General features: G+C 32.0%; 17 protein-coding genes. 5 read left to right on the plus strand and 12 right to left on the minus strand.

Translation table 11 applies throughout. The features are described 5' to 3' along the window. The first annotated feature begins 12 nt into the window (after positions 1 to 12). On the plus strand, positions 13 to 1,098 hold the full coding sequence (cozEa, locus tag LPC11_RS09090) for a lipoteichoic acid biosynthesis protein CozEa (protein ID WP_002465608.1): 1,086 nt from the start codon (positions 13 to 15) through the stop codon (positions 1,096 to 1,098). A 112-nt stretch (positions 1,099 to 1,210) separates the two neighbouring features. Here cozEa and fabI read toward each other — a convergent pair whose 3' ends face one another. The 7 genes from fabI to LPC11_RS09125 form a co-directional block, all read right to left on the minus strand. Beyond that, positions 1,211 to 1,981, minus strand: a complete 771-nt coding sequence (gene fabI / locus LPC11_RS09095; RefSeq protein ID WP_002450762.1) for an enoyl-ACP reductase FabI — start codon at positions 1,979 to 1,981, stop codon at positions 1,211 to 1,213. A 204-nt stretch (positions 1,982 to 2,185) separates the two neighbouring features. Beyond that, the gene (locus LPC11_RS09100; RefSeq protein ID WP_023375016.1) at positions 2,186 to 4,030 is read right to left on the minus strand and encodes a monovalent cation:proton antiporter family protein; all 1,845 of its coding nucleotides are present in this window, start codon (positions 4,028 to 4,030) and stop codon (positions 2,186 to 2,188) included. A 10-nt stretch (positions 4,031 to 4,040) separates the two neighbouring features. Beyond that, positions 4,041 to 5,432 carry a magnesium transporter gene (gene mgtE / locus LPC11_RS09105; protein WP_041613918.1) on the minus strand — a complete coding sequence of 464 codons (1,392 nt, stop codon included), beginning with the start codon at positions 5,430 to 5,432 and terminating at the stop codon, positions 4,041 to 4,043. Positions 5,433 to 5,457: 25 nt separating this feature from the next. Further along, on the minus strand, positions 5,458 to 6,312 hold the full coding sequence (locus LPC11_RS09110; protein ID WP_023375015.1) for an RluA family pseudouridine synthase: 855 nt from the start codon (positions 6,310 to 6,312) through the stop codon (positions 5,458 to 5,460). Further along, positions 6,309 to 7,118 (minus strand): NAD kinase, encoded by an 810-nt coding sequence (locus tag LPC11_RS09115; RefSeq protein WP_002450766.1) that lies wholly within the window; start codon positions 7,116 to 7,118, stop codon positions 6,309 to 6,311. Before LPC11_RS09115 ends, LPC11_RS09110 begins: the two co-directional genes overlap by 4 nt. Positions 7,119 to 7,130: 12 nt before the next feature. Next, positions 7,131 to 7,766 (minus strand): GTP diphosphokinase, encoded by a 636-nt coding sequence (locus tag LPC11_RS09120; protein ID WP_002450767.1) that lies wholly within the window; start codon positions 7,764 to 7,766, stop codon positions 7,131 to 7,133. A gap of 16 nt (positions 7,767 to 7,782) precedes the next feature. Then, positions 7,783 to 8,130 (minus strand): UPF0738 family protein, encoded by a 348-nt coding sequence (locus LPC11_RS09125; protein WP_002450768.1) that lies wholly within the window; start codon positions 8,128 to 8,130, stop codon positions 7,783 to 7,785. Between the two features lie 233 nt (positions 8,131 to 8,363). Between LPC11_RS09125 and LPC11_RS09130 the strand changes: the two genes are divergently transcribed. From LPC11_RS09130 to yjbH, 3 genes are all read left to right on the plus strand, one after another. Further along, positions 8,364 to 8,945: a CYTH domain-containing protein gene (locus tag LPC11_RS09130; protein WP_023375014.1), complete on the plus strand. Its 582-nt coding sequence runs from the start codon at positions 8,364 to 8,366 to the stop codon at positions 8,943 to 8,945. 89 nt (positions 8,946 to 9,034) lie between these two features. Continuing rightward, positions 9,035 to 9,406 (plus strand): truncated hemoglobin YjbI, encoded by a 372-nt coding sequence (locus LPC11_RS09135; RefSeq protein WP_104681671.1) that lies wholly within the window; start codon positions 9,035 to 9,037, stop codon positions 9,404 to 9,406. 16 nt (positions 9,407 to 9,422) lie between these two features. After that, a complete protein-coding gene (gene yjbH, locus LPC11_RS09140; protein WP_002465634.1) occupies positions 9,423 to 10,226 on the plus strand; it encodes a protease adaptor protein YjbH in 804 nt (267 codons plus the stop codon). A 326-nt stretch (positions 10,227 to 10,552) separates the two neighbouring features. Here yjbH and pepF read toward each other — a convergent pair whose 3' ends face one another. The 4 genes from pepF to spxA all read right to left on the minus strand — a co-directional run bounded on the left by pepF (position 10,553) and on the right by spxA (position 14,886). Further along, the gene (gene pepF / locus LPC11_RS09145) at positions 10,553 to 12,361 is read right to left on the minus strand and encodes an oligoendopeptidase F (protein ID WP_231307224.1); all 1,809 of its coding nucleotides are present in this window, start codon (positions 12,359 to 12,361) and stop codon (positions 10,553 to 10,555) included. Positions 12,362 to 12,405: 44 nt separating this feature from the next. Continuing rightward, the gene (locus tag LPC11_RS09150; RefSeq protein ID WP_023375011.1) at positions 12,406 to 13,392 is read right to left on the minus strand and encodes a competence protein CoiA; all 987 of its coding nucleotides are present in this window, start codon (positions 13,390 to 13,392) and stop codon (positions 12,406 to 12,408) included. 117 nt (positions 13,393 to 13,509) lie between these two features. After that, positions 13,510 to 14,229, minus strand: coding sequence for an adaptor protein MecA (mecA, locus tag LPC11_RS09155; protein WP_023375010.1), 720 nt, complete (start codon positions 14,227 to 14,229; stop codon positions 13,510 to 13,512). Between the two features lie 261 nt (positions 14,230 to 14,490). Further along, complete coding sequence (spxA, locus tag LPC11_RS09160; RefSeq protein ID WP_002450775.1) at positions 14,491 to 14,886, minus strand: transcriptional regulator SpxA; 396 nt, start codon at positions 14,884 to 14,886, stop codon at positions 14,491 to 14,493. Positions 14,887 to 15,173: 287 nt separating this feature from the next. Between spxA and trpS the strand changes: the two genes are divergently transcribed. Continuing rightward, positions 15,174 to 16,163: a tryptophan--tRNA ligase gene (gene trpS, locus LPC11_RS09165; protein ID WP_023375009.1), complete on the plus strand. Its 990-nt coding sequence runs from the start codon at positions 15,174 to 15,176 to the stop codon at positions 16,161 to 16,163. A 58-nt stretch (positions 16,164 to 16,221) separates the two neighbouring features. Here the strand turns inward: trpS and LPC11_RS09170 are convergent, their stop codons facing one another. Next, on the minus strand, positions 16,222 to 17,877 hold the full coding sequence (locus LPC11_RS09170) for a peptide ABC transporter substrate-binding protein (RefSeq protein WP_023375008.1): 1,656 nt from the start codon (positions 17,875 to 17,877) through the stop codon (positions 16,222 to 16,224). Between the last annotated feature and the right edge of the window lies 1 nt (position 17,878).

Below are 17,878 nucleotides of genomic sequence, written 5' to 3' on the forward strand. Positions count from 1 at the left end.
GGATCTATATATATGTTAAACAAAGTTTGGTTTAGAACCGGCATAGCTCTAATTATGTTGTTCATACTCATCAAACTATTTATGCAAGTGCATGAAGTATTTACACCAGTTGTAACTATCATCGGTTCTGTTTTTCTTCCTTTTTTAATTAGTGGGTTCTTATTCTACATATGTTTACCATTTCAAACATTATTAGAAAAATGGGGATTCCCAAGATGGGCAAGTATTTTAACTATATTTGTAGTATTAATCGCAATTATCGCTATTGTTGTAGCATTTATCGCACCTATCATTATTTCAAATATTAATAACCTAATTAAACAAACACCTGCCTTACAAAGAGAAACTGAGCGTTTAATCAATTTCTCATTAACACAAATTGATAAATTACCAAGTGATGTCACACATCGAATTAATAACATGGTTAAATCAATGGGAGATGGCGTAACTGATGTGTTATCTAACTCAATTTCATATATCACATCATTAATTTCTACTATCTTTTTATTAATCATGGTACCGTTCTTCCTTATTTACATGTTGAAAGATCATGAAAAATTTATTCCTGCAGTAGCTAAATTTTTCAAAGGTGAACGTAAAGTATTTGTCGTAGATTTATTAAAAGACTTAAACTATACATTAAAATCATACATCCAAGGTCAAGTAACGGTGAGTGTTATCTTAGGTATCATCTTGTATATTGGTTATACAATAATCGGCTTACCTTATACACCATTACTTGTTTTATTCGCCGGTGTTGCCAACTTAATACCATTCCTAGGCCCATGGCTATCTTTCACGCCAGCAGCTATTTTAGGTATTATCGATGGACCATCGACTTTCATTTGGGTATGTGTCATTACGTTAATTGCTCAACAATTAGAGGGTAATGTCATCACGCCAAATGTAATGGGTAAATCACTTAGCATGCACCCATTAACAATCATAGTTGTTATATTAGCTGCAGGTGATTTAGGAGGTTTCACACTTATTCTAATAGCTGTACCTTTATATGCAGTATTAAAAACAGTTATTAGCAATATCTTTAAATATCGTCAGCGTATTATCGATAAAGCAAATAGCAATGTCAAAGATTAATAAAACTTTTGTTATCAATGTTTACAAAGCAAAAAGACCAAGTGATTATTTCATTAATCACTTGGTCTTTTATTATGTTATAAGTAAAATACTTAAATAGTTAATAACTCAATTATTTAATTGCGTGGAATCCACCATCTACATGAATATTTTCACCTGTAACACCACTTGATAAGTCACTTAATAAGTATGCAGCAGTTTTACCTACTTCTTCTTGATCCACATTACGTCGTAATGGTGAACGTTCTTCAATTTCTTTAAGAATAGTATTGAAGCCACCAACACCTTTTGCGCTTAGTGTACGGATAGGACCTGCTGAAATTGCATTCACACGGATATTATCTTCACCTAAGTCTAATGCTAAATATTTAACATTGGCTTCTAAACTTGCTTTGGCAACACCCATAACATTATAGTTTTGTACTGCAAATTCGCCACCTAAATATGTAGTTGCAACAATGCTACCGCCTTCAGGCATTAATTTTTTAGCTTCATGTGCAACAATTGTTAAAGAATATGAACTAATATCTTGTGCTAATAAGAAACCATCTCTTGAAGTTTCAGAGAAACGTCCTCTTAAATCTTCCATATTTGCAAATGCGATTGAGTGGTAAACACCGTCGATATTACCTACTTCTTCACCAATTTTCGCAAATCCATTGATAACATCTTCATCACTTTGAACATCAATTTGATATAAACGTGCTTCAGGTTGATTTAATTGATCTAATAATTTTTCTAATTCTTTACGGCTACGTTCTTTACGATATGTAAATACTAATTTTGCACCTAATTGGTCCAATACTTTTGCAACACCAAAACCAATACTACGTTTATTAGCAATTCCCATAATGACGTAAGTTTTATTTTCTAGATTTAACATGCAAATAACTCCTTTAATTTAGATATATGTTAGTTTATTTCAAACGTTTCCTTCTTTATTCACTCATCATATTCTAACACTTTTAGTACCAGATAATAAAGTATTTTAGATTGGTATAACTTCAGTCATCAATTTAGACGTTCTTCTTCAATAACCAATCGCCTGCAAGTATTCCTTATACTTACAGACGATTGGTATAATATATTAATAATAAAATTCTAATTCTTGTTTTAATTCGTCAACATATTCTTTTGAACCTGTAACAATCAATCTATCTTTATAGCGTAATTGTGTGTCACCGTGTGGAACGATAGAATCATTGTTACGGACAATTCTCACGAAGATTATATCTCCACCGAATGGGAAGTTACGTAATTGCATATTTTCATATTGATGATTCAACATTTGAATTTCATATAGAGACGTTTCTACGTTACTTAATAGGTTAAGCATATTTGGTGTTTCTATTAATCCTTTAAGTAAAATCTTATTACTTAAGTAGTTACTGAAAATTTCAATACCTAATGATTTCATTTCCATATCTTCATTAGTACTTTCTAATCTACAGATTACACGTTCAACACCATGTTCTTTAGCCATTAAAGCCACTTTTCTATTTATTTCATCATCATTCGTCGCACAAACAACAATGTCACGATCGAATAGACCTAATCTTTCTAGTATCTCTTGTTCATAATCAGCTATTTCAATCATTGTAATTTCATCGGATAATTTTCGACTATCACTTAAATCCTTACGATAATAAAGTGAAATATCGTATAGTTGTGACGTTAAATTCTGAGCAATTGGAATAGTGAGTTGGTTTTTACCAATTAAACTAACTTCTATACGACGATTCATTTCATTTGGCACAGGGAATAATTTTTTAAAGATGACTGGTACAAATACACATGTAATAACAGCACTTAATATCAGTAGCCCTGAGGTCTCAGGTGAAATCGTCTTTAGTTGTTCAGCAATTTTAGCAGCTGCAATCACAAGCGATAACGTCGATGTTAATAAAAAACCAGAGGCAATCGTGGTTTTCAAATCAAACCAACGTTTGATTAAGAATACTGGTATCAACTTAGATACAATAAATGCCAAGATTAGTATTGGAATAATAATCAGTAATGATGGCTCTTTAACAAGTGACGGAATATTTAAATCGACACCTACCATAATGAAGAAAATTGGAATAAAGAATCCATAACCAAAGGAATCTAACTTTTCAACCATTTCTTCGTCAGGATTTAATAAAGATACAACGACACCGGCTAAGAATGCACCAAGTATGTATTCTGCCCCTACACCTTCAGCCAAAGCTACAAGCAATATAATAAGCGCAAAGACGGCACGAATACCAATTTGAGTTGTACCACCCATTAACTTTTGTAAAAACGACATACGCTTAAATAGTACACCGATAACATAAAATACGATTGTAAATACTACTAATATACCTGTTAGCCATATAGTACTGCCACCATGGCCGTTCACTGCACCATATATGGTTAATAAAATCATTGTGACTAAATCAGCTAATACCGCTACTAATAGGATAAATTGCCCAATCGTAGTTCTCATAATGTTCATTTCTTTTAATGTCGGTACTACGACACCCAAAGAAATCGTGGAAATGATGATAACCATTAATAACACATCATCGATTAAACCGAACCATTTAAATGCAAAGGCTAAAATGATCGAAACTATCATGATTAACCCGAAAACTATCATAGCTAGATTTAAATGACCAGGCACTTTCTTTTCTTCTTTACTTTCACCTTGTCGTGGTCGTGCATCCTTTTTAAATGCATTAAAATCAATTTCCAAACCACTTAAAAACATTAAAAAGATAAATCCTAATGTTGAAAGAATATTAAGCATAGAATCTTTTGTTACGAGATTTAAAAATGAATTTCCTATGATAATTCCCATTAAGATCTCAGCAACGACCACTGGCAAAAAGTTAATATTCAACCTATTAACGATAATAGGTGTTAAAAATGCAGCAACGACTACAATCACGAGTGATAAGAACTCCATTCGTTCCTCCTTAAGTTAAATAAGACATAAATGATGTTGCTAAGCCAAAATAAATTAACATACTGACAATATCATTAATTGTAGTAATAAATGGACCGCTTGCTACTGCTGGATCAATTTTTAATTTATTCATAAGTAATGGAATCATTGAACCTACCAATGTTCCTACTGTCATAGCACATGTCAAACTACCACCTACGATGACTGCTAATAATGGTTGTCGATAGATTGAAATGATAATAATGATTAAAATAATTGAACAGACAATTCCAGACAACAATCCGCTTCCCGCTTCTCTTAAAGCTACTTTAAACTTGCTTTGTTCATCAATATCTCCTGTTGAGATATTACGTACAGAAACGGCTAATGATTGTGTACCAGAATTACCTGACATCCCGCTAATAATAGGAATGAATGCTGCTAATAGTGCAACTTTAGATAATGTATCCTCAAAACTACCTAGAATCGTCGCAGTTATCATGCCTAAAAACGTTAAAATGATTAACCACGGTAAACGTTTCATCGCTGTTTTAATCACAGAGTCATTCGTAGAATCAATGTCAGAAACCCCGGCTAAACGAGAGTAGTCTTCACTAGCCTCTTCATCCATAACATCTAAAATGTCATCGATTGTAATGATACCGAGTAAGTGATTTTGATAATCTACTACTGGTACCGCAATAAAATCATAGTCTCTCATGGTTTGTGCAACGTCTTCTTGGTCTGTTGCAACGTCAACACTAATGACACGTTCGCTCATGACATCTTCAATATAAGCATCGTTTTCAGCGGTGATTAAGTCCCTTAATGATAAAACACCTACTAATTGATCATCTTCATTCACAGCAAAAATGACATATATGGTTTCTGCATTCGGTGCTTGCTCTTTAACATGCATCAATGCTTCTTTCACAGGTGTTGTTGATTTTAAAGAAAGATATTCCGTCGTCATAATACCGCCGGCAGTATCTTCTTCATAATGTAACAATGCTTTGATTTCATTTGCATCTTCGTTATTCATTAACGTGAGTAAACTAGCAACTTTCGGTTTGGATAATTCATTTAAAATATCGACTGCATTATCGTAAGACATCTCTTCTAAAATATGACTCGCATAGTTAGCATTGATATTTTCGAATAATGCTTCATATTCTTCATCATCAATATCTAAATGGTCGAAGAAATCAGCAACTTCACTCGGAGATAAAAATTCAAATATCTTTTGCCGATTTTCTTCATCGGTATCTTCAAAGTACTCACTTTGTTCGTAATTATGCATAGATAAAAATTCTTCTCTAAATGCATCAATGTCGTCATCTTGTAATAATTGATCTAATAAATCTTTATCATACACGTCTTCGTTCACATTTTCTTTCTCTTTTAATTCTGTGTCGTTAGACAAATTAAACACCTCCAAAACAATTTGTTTATATTAAGTCATACCATTGATTGAGTTGTTTATGATCAATTTCGATATGTATCATATTTTTACTAACTGGATGTTCAAAAATGAGTTTTGAACAATGTAAGCATTGCCCTTCTATTTTACCATGTTTTCCGCCGTACAATGTATCACCTATTAAAGGATGACCGATATATTGAAAATGCACTCTAATTTGATGAGTTCGACCCGTACAGAGTTGTACTTCACAGCAACTAACATTCTCTTTTTGTTTTAAAGTACGAAACATTGTTTTGGCATATTTCCCGTTTTTTGATACGCATCTTTCTATAATACTTTCATCGCTTCTTGCAATAGGTGCTTCAATCATGCCACTCGGTTCAGTCATACCGTATGCTAAACACGTATAAACTTTGTCCATTTTAGCTTTTGAAAATAAATGATGTATATATCCATATTTCGCAAAAAGTACAATCCCAGTAGTATTACGGTCTAAACGGGTTACTATATGAGGATTGGTTCGTTCACCTTTGTGTTGTAAATAACCTAATACTTGTTCAACTAAGCTTTCATGTGGATGTTCACGTGACGGTGCACAGTTTTGTCCATTAGGTTTAGATACAATAATGATGTAGTCATCTTCGAATAATATATCTAGTGACTTCATATAAGGTATTAAATTGGCACTGGGTACTTCTATAGGGAGTTGAACTTCTAGCTGATCACCAAAATTCAATTGATATCTCACATTGACATGTCTCTGATTGACAAGTAAAGCGCCATTAGTTTTAATGGCGCTAATTGTCTTCTTCGAAAAGTCATGTCGTTGTAAAAATGATTTAAGCGTTTCTTGCTGTGTAATCGTATATCTGAAAATCATACTTCATCATCACTTGAAATAAATGAATCGTGTACCCTCTTCCAGAATGGGAATGGTCTAAAGCGTGCAAATCTTACTTTTTCATTTGCAACTCTATACTGGATTGCATTTACATTTTTATGCTTAATACTCACATGGTCAATCGTAGTTCGTATCGTGTCATGATTGACAGGTGTTATCAAACAAGTGTGATGTTTAGGAAGTACTAATGGCGAACCCACTGTTCTAAACACACGATTGTTGATTGAAGCAATTTCTGCGATTTGCATTGCTTCTAAAGATGGATGAATTAAAGCACCACCTAATGCCTTATTGTAAGCTGTTGACCCAGATGGCGTAGATATACATAGTCCATCTCCTCTAAAACGCTCAAAATGTTTACCACGAATATTAACATCCACAACTAATGTTGATCCATTTTCAGTTTTCATTGTAGCTTCATTTAAAGCTAAATACCTTGTTTCATAACCATTATTATTATATCGAACAATGATTTCTAATAATGGATATTCAATAACTTGAAATTCTGAATTATTGATTTCTATAATCAATTTCTCGACTTCATGAGGTAACCAGTCAGCATAAAACCCTAAATGTCCAGTGTGCACACCAACAAACGCCACTTTCGAAAGCATGTGACTATATTGATGAAACGCTTGTAGTAAAGTGCCATCCCCACCGACTGAAATGACTATTTCTGGGTTTTCATTATCTTCAACCATTTGAAAATCTTTCATATAGTTAATCATTTTATGCTTTAACGCATTAGATTTTGAATCACCTTTAGTTAGGATTGTATAACGCATGTTTACACCTCATTAGTCATTTTCATGTTTTTTTGCACGCTTTTGAGTATAATATTTCTGTGCTTCTTGAATTTCATCTTTAATCTCTGACATTTCTTCATCTAATAAGTAAGCCGCTTCTGCCGCCCTTTCTAAACGATGCTGTATCTCATCTGGATAATCTCCATCATATTTATAACGTAATGTATGTTCTATGGTTGACCAGAAATTCATAGCCAACGTTCTAATTTGAATTTCAGCTAAAATAGATTTTTGTCCATTTAATGTTTCAATAGGATATTCAATAATTACGTGGTAAGAGCGATATCCACTTGGTTTGGTATTGCGAATATAGTCCCTTTCTTCAACAACACTAAAATCCTTACGTTGACGTAATATATTAACCACGACATCAATATCATCCACAAATTGGCACATAATTCTGAGTCCAGCTATGTCATACATCTCTTCTCTTAATCTATCAAATGGAATTTCCCTTTTGTTTGCTTTATCTATAATACTTGAAATAGGTTTAACGCGGCCTGTTACGAATTCAATGGGAGAACTGTGTTCACTAATCTCATATTGTTTACGTAATCCTTTTAATTTAACTTTTAATTCATTAACAGCCTGTTTATAAGGTGTTAAAAATTGATCCCACTGGTTCATATTACTTCACTCCGCTTCATTCTAGTTCAAAAGTTTTTTCAACAGCAGAAACAAACTCCTTACCATAGTTATTATTGCCTTCAATATTGTCTAATATGTAATCTAATTCTTCTTGGAAATGTTTAAGTTCTAACTCATCATTTACAATGAGTTTCTTACCTTTGTTTTCATGTAACATCGACCATGTTTCTTCTACAAAGATTAAATACGAATAGGATTGACCATCATCTAAGATGTATGCAAATCCATAATTATCACTGTCAACAAGCATTTGTCCTACTTCTTCTAATCCTTCAATTGAATCTTCTGAATAACAGTAAATTGTATCGTCTTTCACTTTGATTTCATTTATATATATACGCATGCTTGCCCCTCCTTATTCCATATTAGTTTAACATAATTTATACTCACATCACACGTATGTAGCCGAATATTGTCACTTTATTATATGTATTTGAATTTTTTAATATGACTTACTATTCTAATTTCATTTTTTTATAATGATTCTCTTTTCAAAACATTGTCTTACTTTAAAACAAGCCCTATTTCAGTCATACTATTAATAAAACAAACAACGTTGTAGAGGAGTAACGATGAATGGCAACAAATAATGAAATTGAATTTAAACAAATACTTAGCGAATCAACATATAATGATATTAAAGACCAATATTTCAAGGAAACTTCCCCCTTCAAACAAATTAATTACTATATAGATACCGCCGATTTTAAACTCAAGGATCACTATTCTGCATTAAGAATTCGCGTCAAAGATAATACTTATGAGATGACACTCAAAGTACCTGCAGAGGTAGGTTTAACTGAATATAATTTCAATGTGACGCTTGAACCTGAAATTGACAAAACGGTTTATCACGACCAATTGCCAGACGAGATTAGACAAATATTAGTGGAGGACTTTGATGTCAAAGATGGCTCATTAATGATACTAGGTGCTTTAACGACGTATAGAATGGAAACCTCCTATCAAAATGAACTTCTTGTGTTAGATAAAAGTGAGTATCTCGGGACTAAAGATTACGAGCTAGAATTCGAAGTACATGATTATGACGAGGGCTTACAAAAGTTTAATGACTTACTGAAATCATTTCATATGACTCATGAGAAACCTTTAAATAAAGTCCAACGTTTCTTTAATAGAAAAGCTAATTTAGCTTAATTACAACAATGGAAGCTATAATGCAAATTACTTTCAAATGTAAAAATTCATGTTATATTAGATATATATTAATGAAATACGGTGATATTATGCCTAAAACACCATATGACATCATCGGGCAAGATGCACTATATCAAATGATTGATCATTTTTATGAATTAGTTGAAAAAGACGAAAGAATTAATCATTTATTCCCTGGTGATTTTATAGAAACGAGTCGAAAACAAAAGCAATTTTTAACTCAGTTTTTAGGAGGCCCTGATTTATATACACAGGAACATGGACACCCCATGTTGAAAAGACGACATATGGAATTTACGATTACTGAATATGAGCGCGATGCTTGGTTAGAAAATATGTCTATAGCAATTAATCATGCTAACTTCCCTGCTGGGGTTGGTGACTATTTATTTGAAAGATTGCGACTAACAGCTAATCATATGGTGAATTCCGAAAAATAATTGTAGGTGAAAAGACATGGCTGAAGAGTTAAGAGTAATGGAGAATAAGAGTCGAGAAGATGCAAATACTGATCTATCACCTGTATGCAAAATAGAAATTTACTCTTTTTTCGATCCTTTTAGTAAAGATTGTTTTAAAATATCGGCAATCTTATCAAAACTAAGAATTGAATATAATCAATATATACGTGTTAGACATATTCTTAATCCTTCATTAAAAGTTTTAACAAAATGCCAAGCACAAAGCACCTCTGATTTCGATAATATTGCATTAGCTTACAAAGCGGCTGAATTACAAGGTCGTTTAAGAGCAGAGCGATTTATTCATTTAATGCAAAATGAAATTATACCAAAACGCGATATTATTACCGAAGAAATGATATGTGATTGTGTAAAAAATGCTGGAATTGATTACGATGTGTTTAAAGAAGACTTACAGAAAAGTAAACTAACAGAAAGTTTAAAAGTTGATTTGCATATAGCACGTGAAATGGAAATAGAACAATCTCCATCCCTCGTGTTCTTCAGTGAAGACGTACATGAAGAAGGATTAAAAGTTGAAGGCCTTTATCCATATCACATATACACATATATCATCAATGAACTTATGGGGACACCAATTGAAAAGAATTTGCCTCCGAAGTTAGAAACTTATATACAACAGAAGCAACTTGTGACAATGGAAGAGTTACTCACAATTTATGAGTGGCCTGAAAAATTATTAAATAAAGAATTGAAAAAACTCATGCTACAACAGAAAGTTGAAAAATTAAATTATCCTGATGGTAAGTTTTGGAAATCTAAAATGCCTAAATGTTGAAAATTGATGTGGTTCAATATTTAAAAATCAGCGCAACAGATATCAAATGATCTGTTGCGCTGATTTTTTGTTTATTCATAATTTGTATAATTTATGTATATTGTCCACTGCTTATTTTACAACAAATAAAAAAACGCCGTGTCTGATTACACGACGCTAAACAAAGGGGATGGGAGAAATTTTTCACTTCAAACAAAGGGGTATGTTTGTTATGTGATTAATTTCATGTTCATAATATAACACGACGTATATCCCATTTCAACCTTTGTGTTTGATTAAATTTAAATTGTCACAATCTGTTCATAATGTAAGCGAATTCAATCATATTAAGCTTTCATTAGTTTTTCAAAAGCATCTAATTTCTGTTCGAATACCTCACAAGCTTGTTCAATTGGTTCAGGTGATGTCATATCTACACCTGCATTTTTTAAGATTTCAATTGGATAATTTGAGCTACCTTTTTTCAAGAATTCATTAATATATCTTTCAACAGCTGGTTGTCCCTCTGTTAAGATTTGGTGGCTTAAACTTTGTGCAGCACTATAACCAGTTGCGTATTGATATACATAATAATTCATATAGAAGTGAGGAATTCGTGACCATTCTTTACTAATGTCTTCATCTGTTTCAACTGCATCACCAAAGTATTGTTTATTAAGTTTGGCATACTCCTCATTCATGCGATTCGGCGTCAATGGTTCCCCTGCTTCTTCAATTTGATGAATTTTATGTTCAAATTCTGCAAACATAGTTTGACGGAATAAAGTTGCTCTAAAGCGTTCAAGTTCTTGATTCAATAATAATAAACGTTTGTCGTCATCTAAATGCTTATCCATATAGTCACTTAATAAAGCTTCATTACATGTTGATGCTACTTCAGCTACAAATATAGTATAGTCACTTAAATTAGATGGTTGATTTTGACGACTGAAATAACTATGTGCTGAATGACCAAATTCATGAACTAATGTATATAAATCTGAAACTGTATCTGACCAGTTTAATAAAATGAATGGGTTAGTTAAATGTGCACCAGATGAATATCCGCCAGAGCGTTTACCTTTGTTTTCATAAACATCAACCCAACGATTGTCCAATCCTTCTTTAACCACGTTTAAATATTCTTCACCCATTGGTTCAAGTGCTTTTAACATCCATGATTTAGCTTCTTCATAAGGCATATCGAATTTAACGTCTTTCACTAATGGTGTATATAAATCATACATTTTCAAGTCATCGATGCCTAATAGCTCTTGTCTTAAACGTGTATATCTATGAGGTAACGGTAAATATTTGTGAACCGTTTTAACTAAATTATCATATACTTCTTCTGGAATATGGTTATTACTTAAAGCTTTTTCGCGAGCAGATTTATAGTGATGCGTACGCGCATTAAACACATTTTTCTTCACTTCACCTGCTAATGTTGCTCCTAAAGTATTGTTATGAGATCCATAAGCTTTATATACGTTTCTAAAAGCAGATTCTCTTAAAACACGATCATCTGACTCTAGATATTTAATAAATGTACCTTGCGTTAACGGATGTGCTTTACCATCTTTATCAATAGCATCTTCAAATTCTAAATCCGCATTACTGAACATACCATATACGTTTGACGGTGTAGATAAAGCATCCTGTGCTTCAGTCAGTAATTTTTCAGTATCAGCATCTAATATATGTGGACGCTTTTCATTGATAAGTTGTAGATCAAATTCATATTGTTTTAATTTATCATTTGATTGAATAAACGTTTGAATTGTCTCTTCATCAAGTTGTAAAATTTCTGGTACTAAAAAGCTCCATGCCGAACTAAATTTAATAATTAATTGATGTGCACGTGCTTCCATGCCTGTATACTGATCATTGGCAGTATCTTGGTCTTGTTTTAAGTGAGCATAGACATATACTTTTTCTAATTTAGTGCCTATTTCGTCTTCTAATGCTAAGGCTTGATATAAAGTATCTGCACTATCTCCTAGGTGACCTTTGAACTGTTCTTCTTTACCGATGTCATTTTCGACATCTTTAAATGCCGCTTCAAATGCATCATCACTTGGGAATATCGTTGTTAAATCCCATGTATATTCAGGATATTTACGTTCCTGTTCTTCTCTTGATAATTGTTGACTCATCATGTAAACCTCCTCGAAATAATCAATAACTTAATTTTCTCATTTTAATAGATAATTTGCACGTCATTACAATTCGTTTTTCGTGCATTTTGGTACTGTTCTATTATTTTATTTAACAGTTTTGATTTGTCGTAATAATGATATGCAAAATGCCGCAATTTTATCACAGACTCTACATTAATACTCGTCAATTCGTTATGCAGTTCTAAAAGTTGAAGTTGTAGCTGCCATTCAATTGGATGTGTTTTGATATAAATTTGTAGAGGGATAATAATGCCAAATTGTTGAATGACTTCCTTGTCATTAAGTTGCAATTGATACATAGCGCTTAGTGTTGGTTCTAATACAGAATTCTTACGACGGCAGTGTAGGATATATCTATTTATAAGGCTTTCGCCTAATTTATAACATACCATGTTTTTATGTCTTTTTTCTGTCAGTAATATTGTCATATCTTCCACTATGTCTCTTTTTGCACGAAATTGTCTCCCTCCTATATGTTGTATATTTGAATATCTGATTAATTGGCAAAACTTTTCTTGCCATGTATACAGAGACCTATGTGACGCATTTATAAAAGTGGTTTGATGGTCATTTAATGTTAATTTACCGTTTCGGTATTTGATATCTTTGATAATCCAAATTGGTACAATTCCGACACTCATTAGCCCTATGGTACGCTTTTGAATATCAGACAATGGAATGGAAGAAAATTGTATCTCAATCGCAAATGATGAATTAATAACAATATCAGGAAATTGTTGTATTTTCTCATAATATGGTTCAATTTCAACTTTATAATTCAATCTTTTAAACATAGAGGCAATTTTGAATTTAGTTTGATAATGTAATGCACTTTCCCCTTTCGAGTTCCATAATTGACATGGATTCACATGTGCAAAATGCGCTATTACTTTCGTTCCATTTTTTAAAATCACTTTTGTTTTACAATGTGGACACAAATAATTCTGATTCTTTATTGCTTGCTTTGCTAACACATATTCATGCTTTTCATTTATAGCTACTAACATTAGTTCACCTCATATATTTCAACGAAGCAAACCTTCAATTTACTTGTGTAACTTGACCCTTGCATTAACCATAAAAAAACGAGACATCCACATGTCTCGTTTATCAATCTATTAAATTTATTCAACTGCGTCAGTAAAGTAACGACGCACTTGTGAAGTAACGTTATGGCTCATAATAATCTTACCATAATCATTTAAATATACTTCTGTTTTATCAGTTGGGTATGCAAATTCTAATAATTGACTATAACTATCATTAATTGTCTCTTGATCGACCGTGTCATCAAAATGAATAGCATAGTAATATTGTGAGTCAACCATATAAAGTAAATCTTCAAACTCAACAGCACTTTGGTTATTGTGATATGCATAATTAATGACTTGTTCTAAATCCTCAAATTTTACAATCACTGTACGAATATTGGCTTGTTTGCGTTGTCTTTGAGATTGTTCTTGTTGCGCTTTCTTTTGTTGATTACGTTGTTCAAATATATTTTCGATATTATCTTCGCTTTCAAGTGTTTGAGCTAGAAGTTCATTTACTTGGTCATCAAATTGATCAAAATTACCATCTTCAGCCATATTCATGGCATCTTCATTTTTAGACTTAGAAATAGTCACTTCCACACCCTTTTCAAAGGCATGTACTTGAATCCATAGTGGTCCTTCAACGACAAAATCTTCTTCTTCATTAATTTCATCCATCATTGACCAGAAGAATTCTTCACCACGTTTGCGGTTTGTCCATAAATCTTCACGACTAAATCCACGAGCTTCTATGTCGCTATATGTTATAAACAATTTAACTGTTGTATCATCAACGCGTTCTATTCTCATATCATCTCACTCCTTACAGTCGATGAATAGTAACCATATTGTATTAGAACGTGACTCAAATTACAATCTATTTGTTTGATTAAATTTAACTATTCTCAAGATGGTTTCTTATATTAACATATTCCCTATTTTAATGCTAAAAAACAGAGCATTTGTTCATGATTTATTTTCAAAAAATACACAAAAGACAACACCATTTAACAATAGTGTTGTCTTAATATCTTTTAGTAAAGTGATAAAATCACATAGTTATTAAAGTTATTAGTCAACCAAACGTTGAGCTTCTTGTAATTGGAACGTACGGACTTTTCTTGGTAAGAAACGTCTGATTTCATCCTCGTTATAACCTACTTGTAAACGTTTATCGTCTAAAATGATTGGGCGACGTAATAAACCTGGATTATCTTGAATAATTGAATATAAATCTTGTAATGGTAAAGAATCAATATCCACATTCAATTTTTGGTATGTTTTAGAACGAGTTGAAATAATTTCATCAGTTCCGTCTTCAGTCATTTTTAATATTAATTTAATTTCATCGATTGTTAAATGTTCAGAAAAAATGTTACGCTCCGTATATGGAATGTCATGTTCTTGTAACCATGCTTTCGCTTTACGGCAAGATGTGCAACTTGGTGAAGTAAATAATGTTACCATACATCTCACTCTCCTATAAATGGATTCATTCATTAATTTTTAATTAGTTATAGATTAAAGAAATTATTGTTATTTGCTTTCTTAACCTTACAATATATATTATAACCATCTAACATTAAAATTAAATGAGAAAATCCTAATTTTTCTGAGAAATCTTGAAATTATTCAAAATTATCTCACAAACTATTTAATACTTAGGTATACATTCATTTTAACACAACTTACAATTTAAAGAAATACTGTTATAATGAGAGATAAATAATATTTTGAGAAAGTAGGCATCTAATATGGAAACATTATTTTCAGGCATTCAACCAAGCGGTATACCAACAATTGGTAACTATATAGGTGCATTAAAACAATTTGAAGAAATACAAAATGATTATGATTGTTTCTTCTGTATTGTTGATCAACATGCAATCACTGTACCTCAAGACCGTTTGAAATTACGCAAACAAATTAGACAGCTCGCAGCAATATATCTAGCTTCAGGTATTGATCCTGACAAATCTACCCTTTTCATTCAATCTGAAGTCCCTGCACATGTCCAAGCAGGATGGATGCTCACTACAATAGCTTCAATTGGTGAATTAGAACGTATGACACAATTTAAAGATAAAGCTCAAAAACGAACGGATGGTGTCCCAGCAGGATTACTTACATATCCACCTCTAATGGCTGCTGATATTGTCATTTATAATACTAACATCGTTCCTGTTGGTGAAGATCAAAAGCAACATATGGAATTAACACGTAATTTAGTTGACAGATTTAATAGTCGTTATAATGACGTTTTAATTAAACCAGAAATCCGTATGCCAAAAGTAGGTGGTCGTGTGATGAGTTTACAAGATCCTACTAAAAAGATGAGTAAAAGTGATGATAATCAAAAGAACTTCATTTCACTATTAGACGAACCAAATGTAGCAGCAAAAAAAATTAAAAGTGCAGTCACTGATTCAGACGGTATTATTAAGTTTGACCGTGATAATAAACCAGGGGTTTCTAATTTACTTTCAATTTATTCTGGTTTAACAAATGAACCTATTAAAGATATCGAAGCGAAATATGAGGGAGAAGGTTACGGAAAATTCAAAGGTGATTTAGCTGAAATAGTTAAAACATTCCTAGTTAACTTCCAAGAAAAATACGAAGCATTTTATAACTCTGATGAACTTGATGATATCCTAGATAAAGGTAGAGATAAGGCACATCAAGCCTCATTTAAAACATTGAAAAAAATGGAAAAAGCAATGGGTCTTGGTCGTAAAAGATAATCGATTCACCATACGAAAAAGCACTGAGGTTGTCATCCCTCAGTGCTTTTTAATTATATTATTTTTTCTTTTTACCAGTTTCTCTATCAATCGATTTGTCGATATACACATCTTTTAATGAATAATTTGGTCCAACTTTATGATAATAAAAGTTTTGAACCTGTGGGTTTATTAGATGTGCTTCTCCTTTTTGATAGATAGGCGCAACAGGAGCTTCTTTTAATAAAAGTTCTTCAGCTTGTTTCATTGCTATATTTCTTTCATTAGGTTTCTGCAACAAGCTTCCTTTAGCTTGTTTTACTAGACTATCATATTTCTTGTTACCCCAATTAGTGTTATTTTGCGCATTACCTGTTTGCATAATTTCTAAATAAGCTGTTGGATCTGGATAATCAGCAGACCAACCGCCAAGTGAAGCTTGATAATTTTCTGTAAGTTCTAAATTAACACGTTGCTTAAACGGTAATTGTTTTATTTTTAATGTTACTCCAGGTAGATTTGATTCTACTTGAGATTTTATATATTCTGCAGATATCTTAGCATCAGGTGTATCTTCAGTATTCATTGAAAAAGTTACTTTCTTTTTTCCTAATTCTTTTTGTGCTTTTTCCCAATGCTCTTTAGCTGCTTTAGAATTAAAGTTTAGTGGTGATTTAATTTGATTTGTATAATCTTTTCCGTCTGGAGATTTAGCTACTCCTTTAGCAGTATAAGTAGAAGACGGTATCGAACCATTATTTTTTACTGAATCTACATATCCTTTTTTATTTATAGAATTAGCGATAGCAAGTCTTAAATTCTTATTTTTGAAATCTGGAAATTCTTTTTGATTCATCTTTATAAAAAATGTTCCTGAAGTTAAACGATACCTTAAACCTTTATTATGTTTATATTTATCTACCTGATCCGCAGTAATACTAGTATCATCAACTGATTTAGTGTCATAGAGGGAAGCGCCGGCTTGTTGGTCTTTTAATACTTTATAATTAACTTTATCTAATTTAACATTCTTTTGATCCCAATACTTTGTATTTTTAGTTAGACGAATTTTATCTTCTGGTTTCCACTCATCTACTTTGAATGGTCCATTATATACTGCTTTTTCTGCATTCGTTCCATATTTATTTCCATACTTCTTTGCTACTTTTTCATTTTGTGGAGCAAAAGTATTTAAGGCTAATAATTGATTAATATATGGAATAGGCTTTTCTAAATCTATTTTCAAAGTATATTTATCTATTGCTTTAATTCCTAAATCTTTAACCGGTTTTTTACCGGTATTTATTTTTTCTGCATTTTTTATATCATTCATGATATAAGCAAATTCTGATCCCGTTTTAGGATTAACTACTTTTCTCCAAGCGAATACAAAGTCATTTGCAGTAACTGGATCACCGTTACTCCATTTTGCATTATTCCTTAATTTAATTGTTAATGTTTTACCATTATTAGATTTTTTAGGAAATTCTTTTGCTACTCCAAGTTTTGCTTTATCTCCTCTACCCAACACATATAACCCTTCAAAAGCTTGTGCAGTTACTTCAAAAGATTTCTCTTCAGTAATTAGACCAGTATCTAGTGATGTTATATCTTGACTCAAAACTAATCTCATAACTTGACCTTCATCTGAATATAAACTTTTACTGTTACTGCAACCTGATAAGGTGCTTAATGAAATGATAAAAATCGCAATCAGTGTTATCCATTTTTTCATA

This window comes from Staphylococcus sp. HL28, assembly GCF_021117155.1.
In the GTDB taxonomy this organism is placed as follows: domain Bacteria; phylum Bacillota; class Bacilli; order Staphylococcales; family Staphylococcaceae; genus Staphylococcus; species Staphylococcus warneri.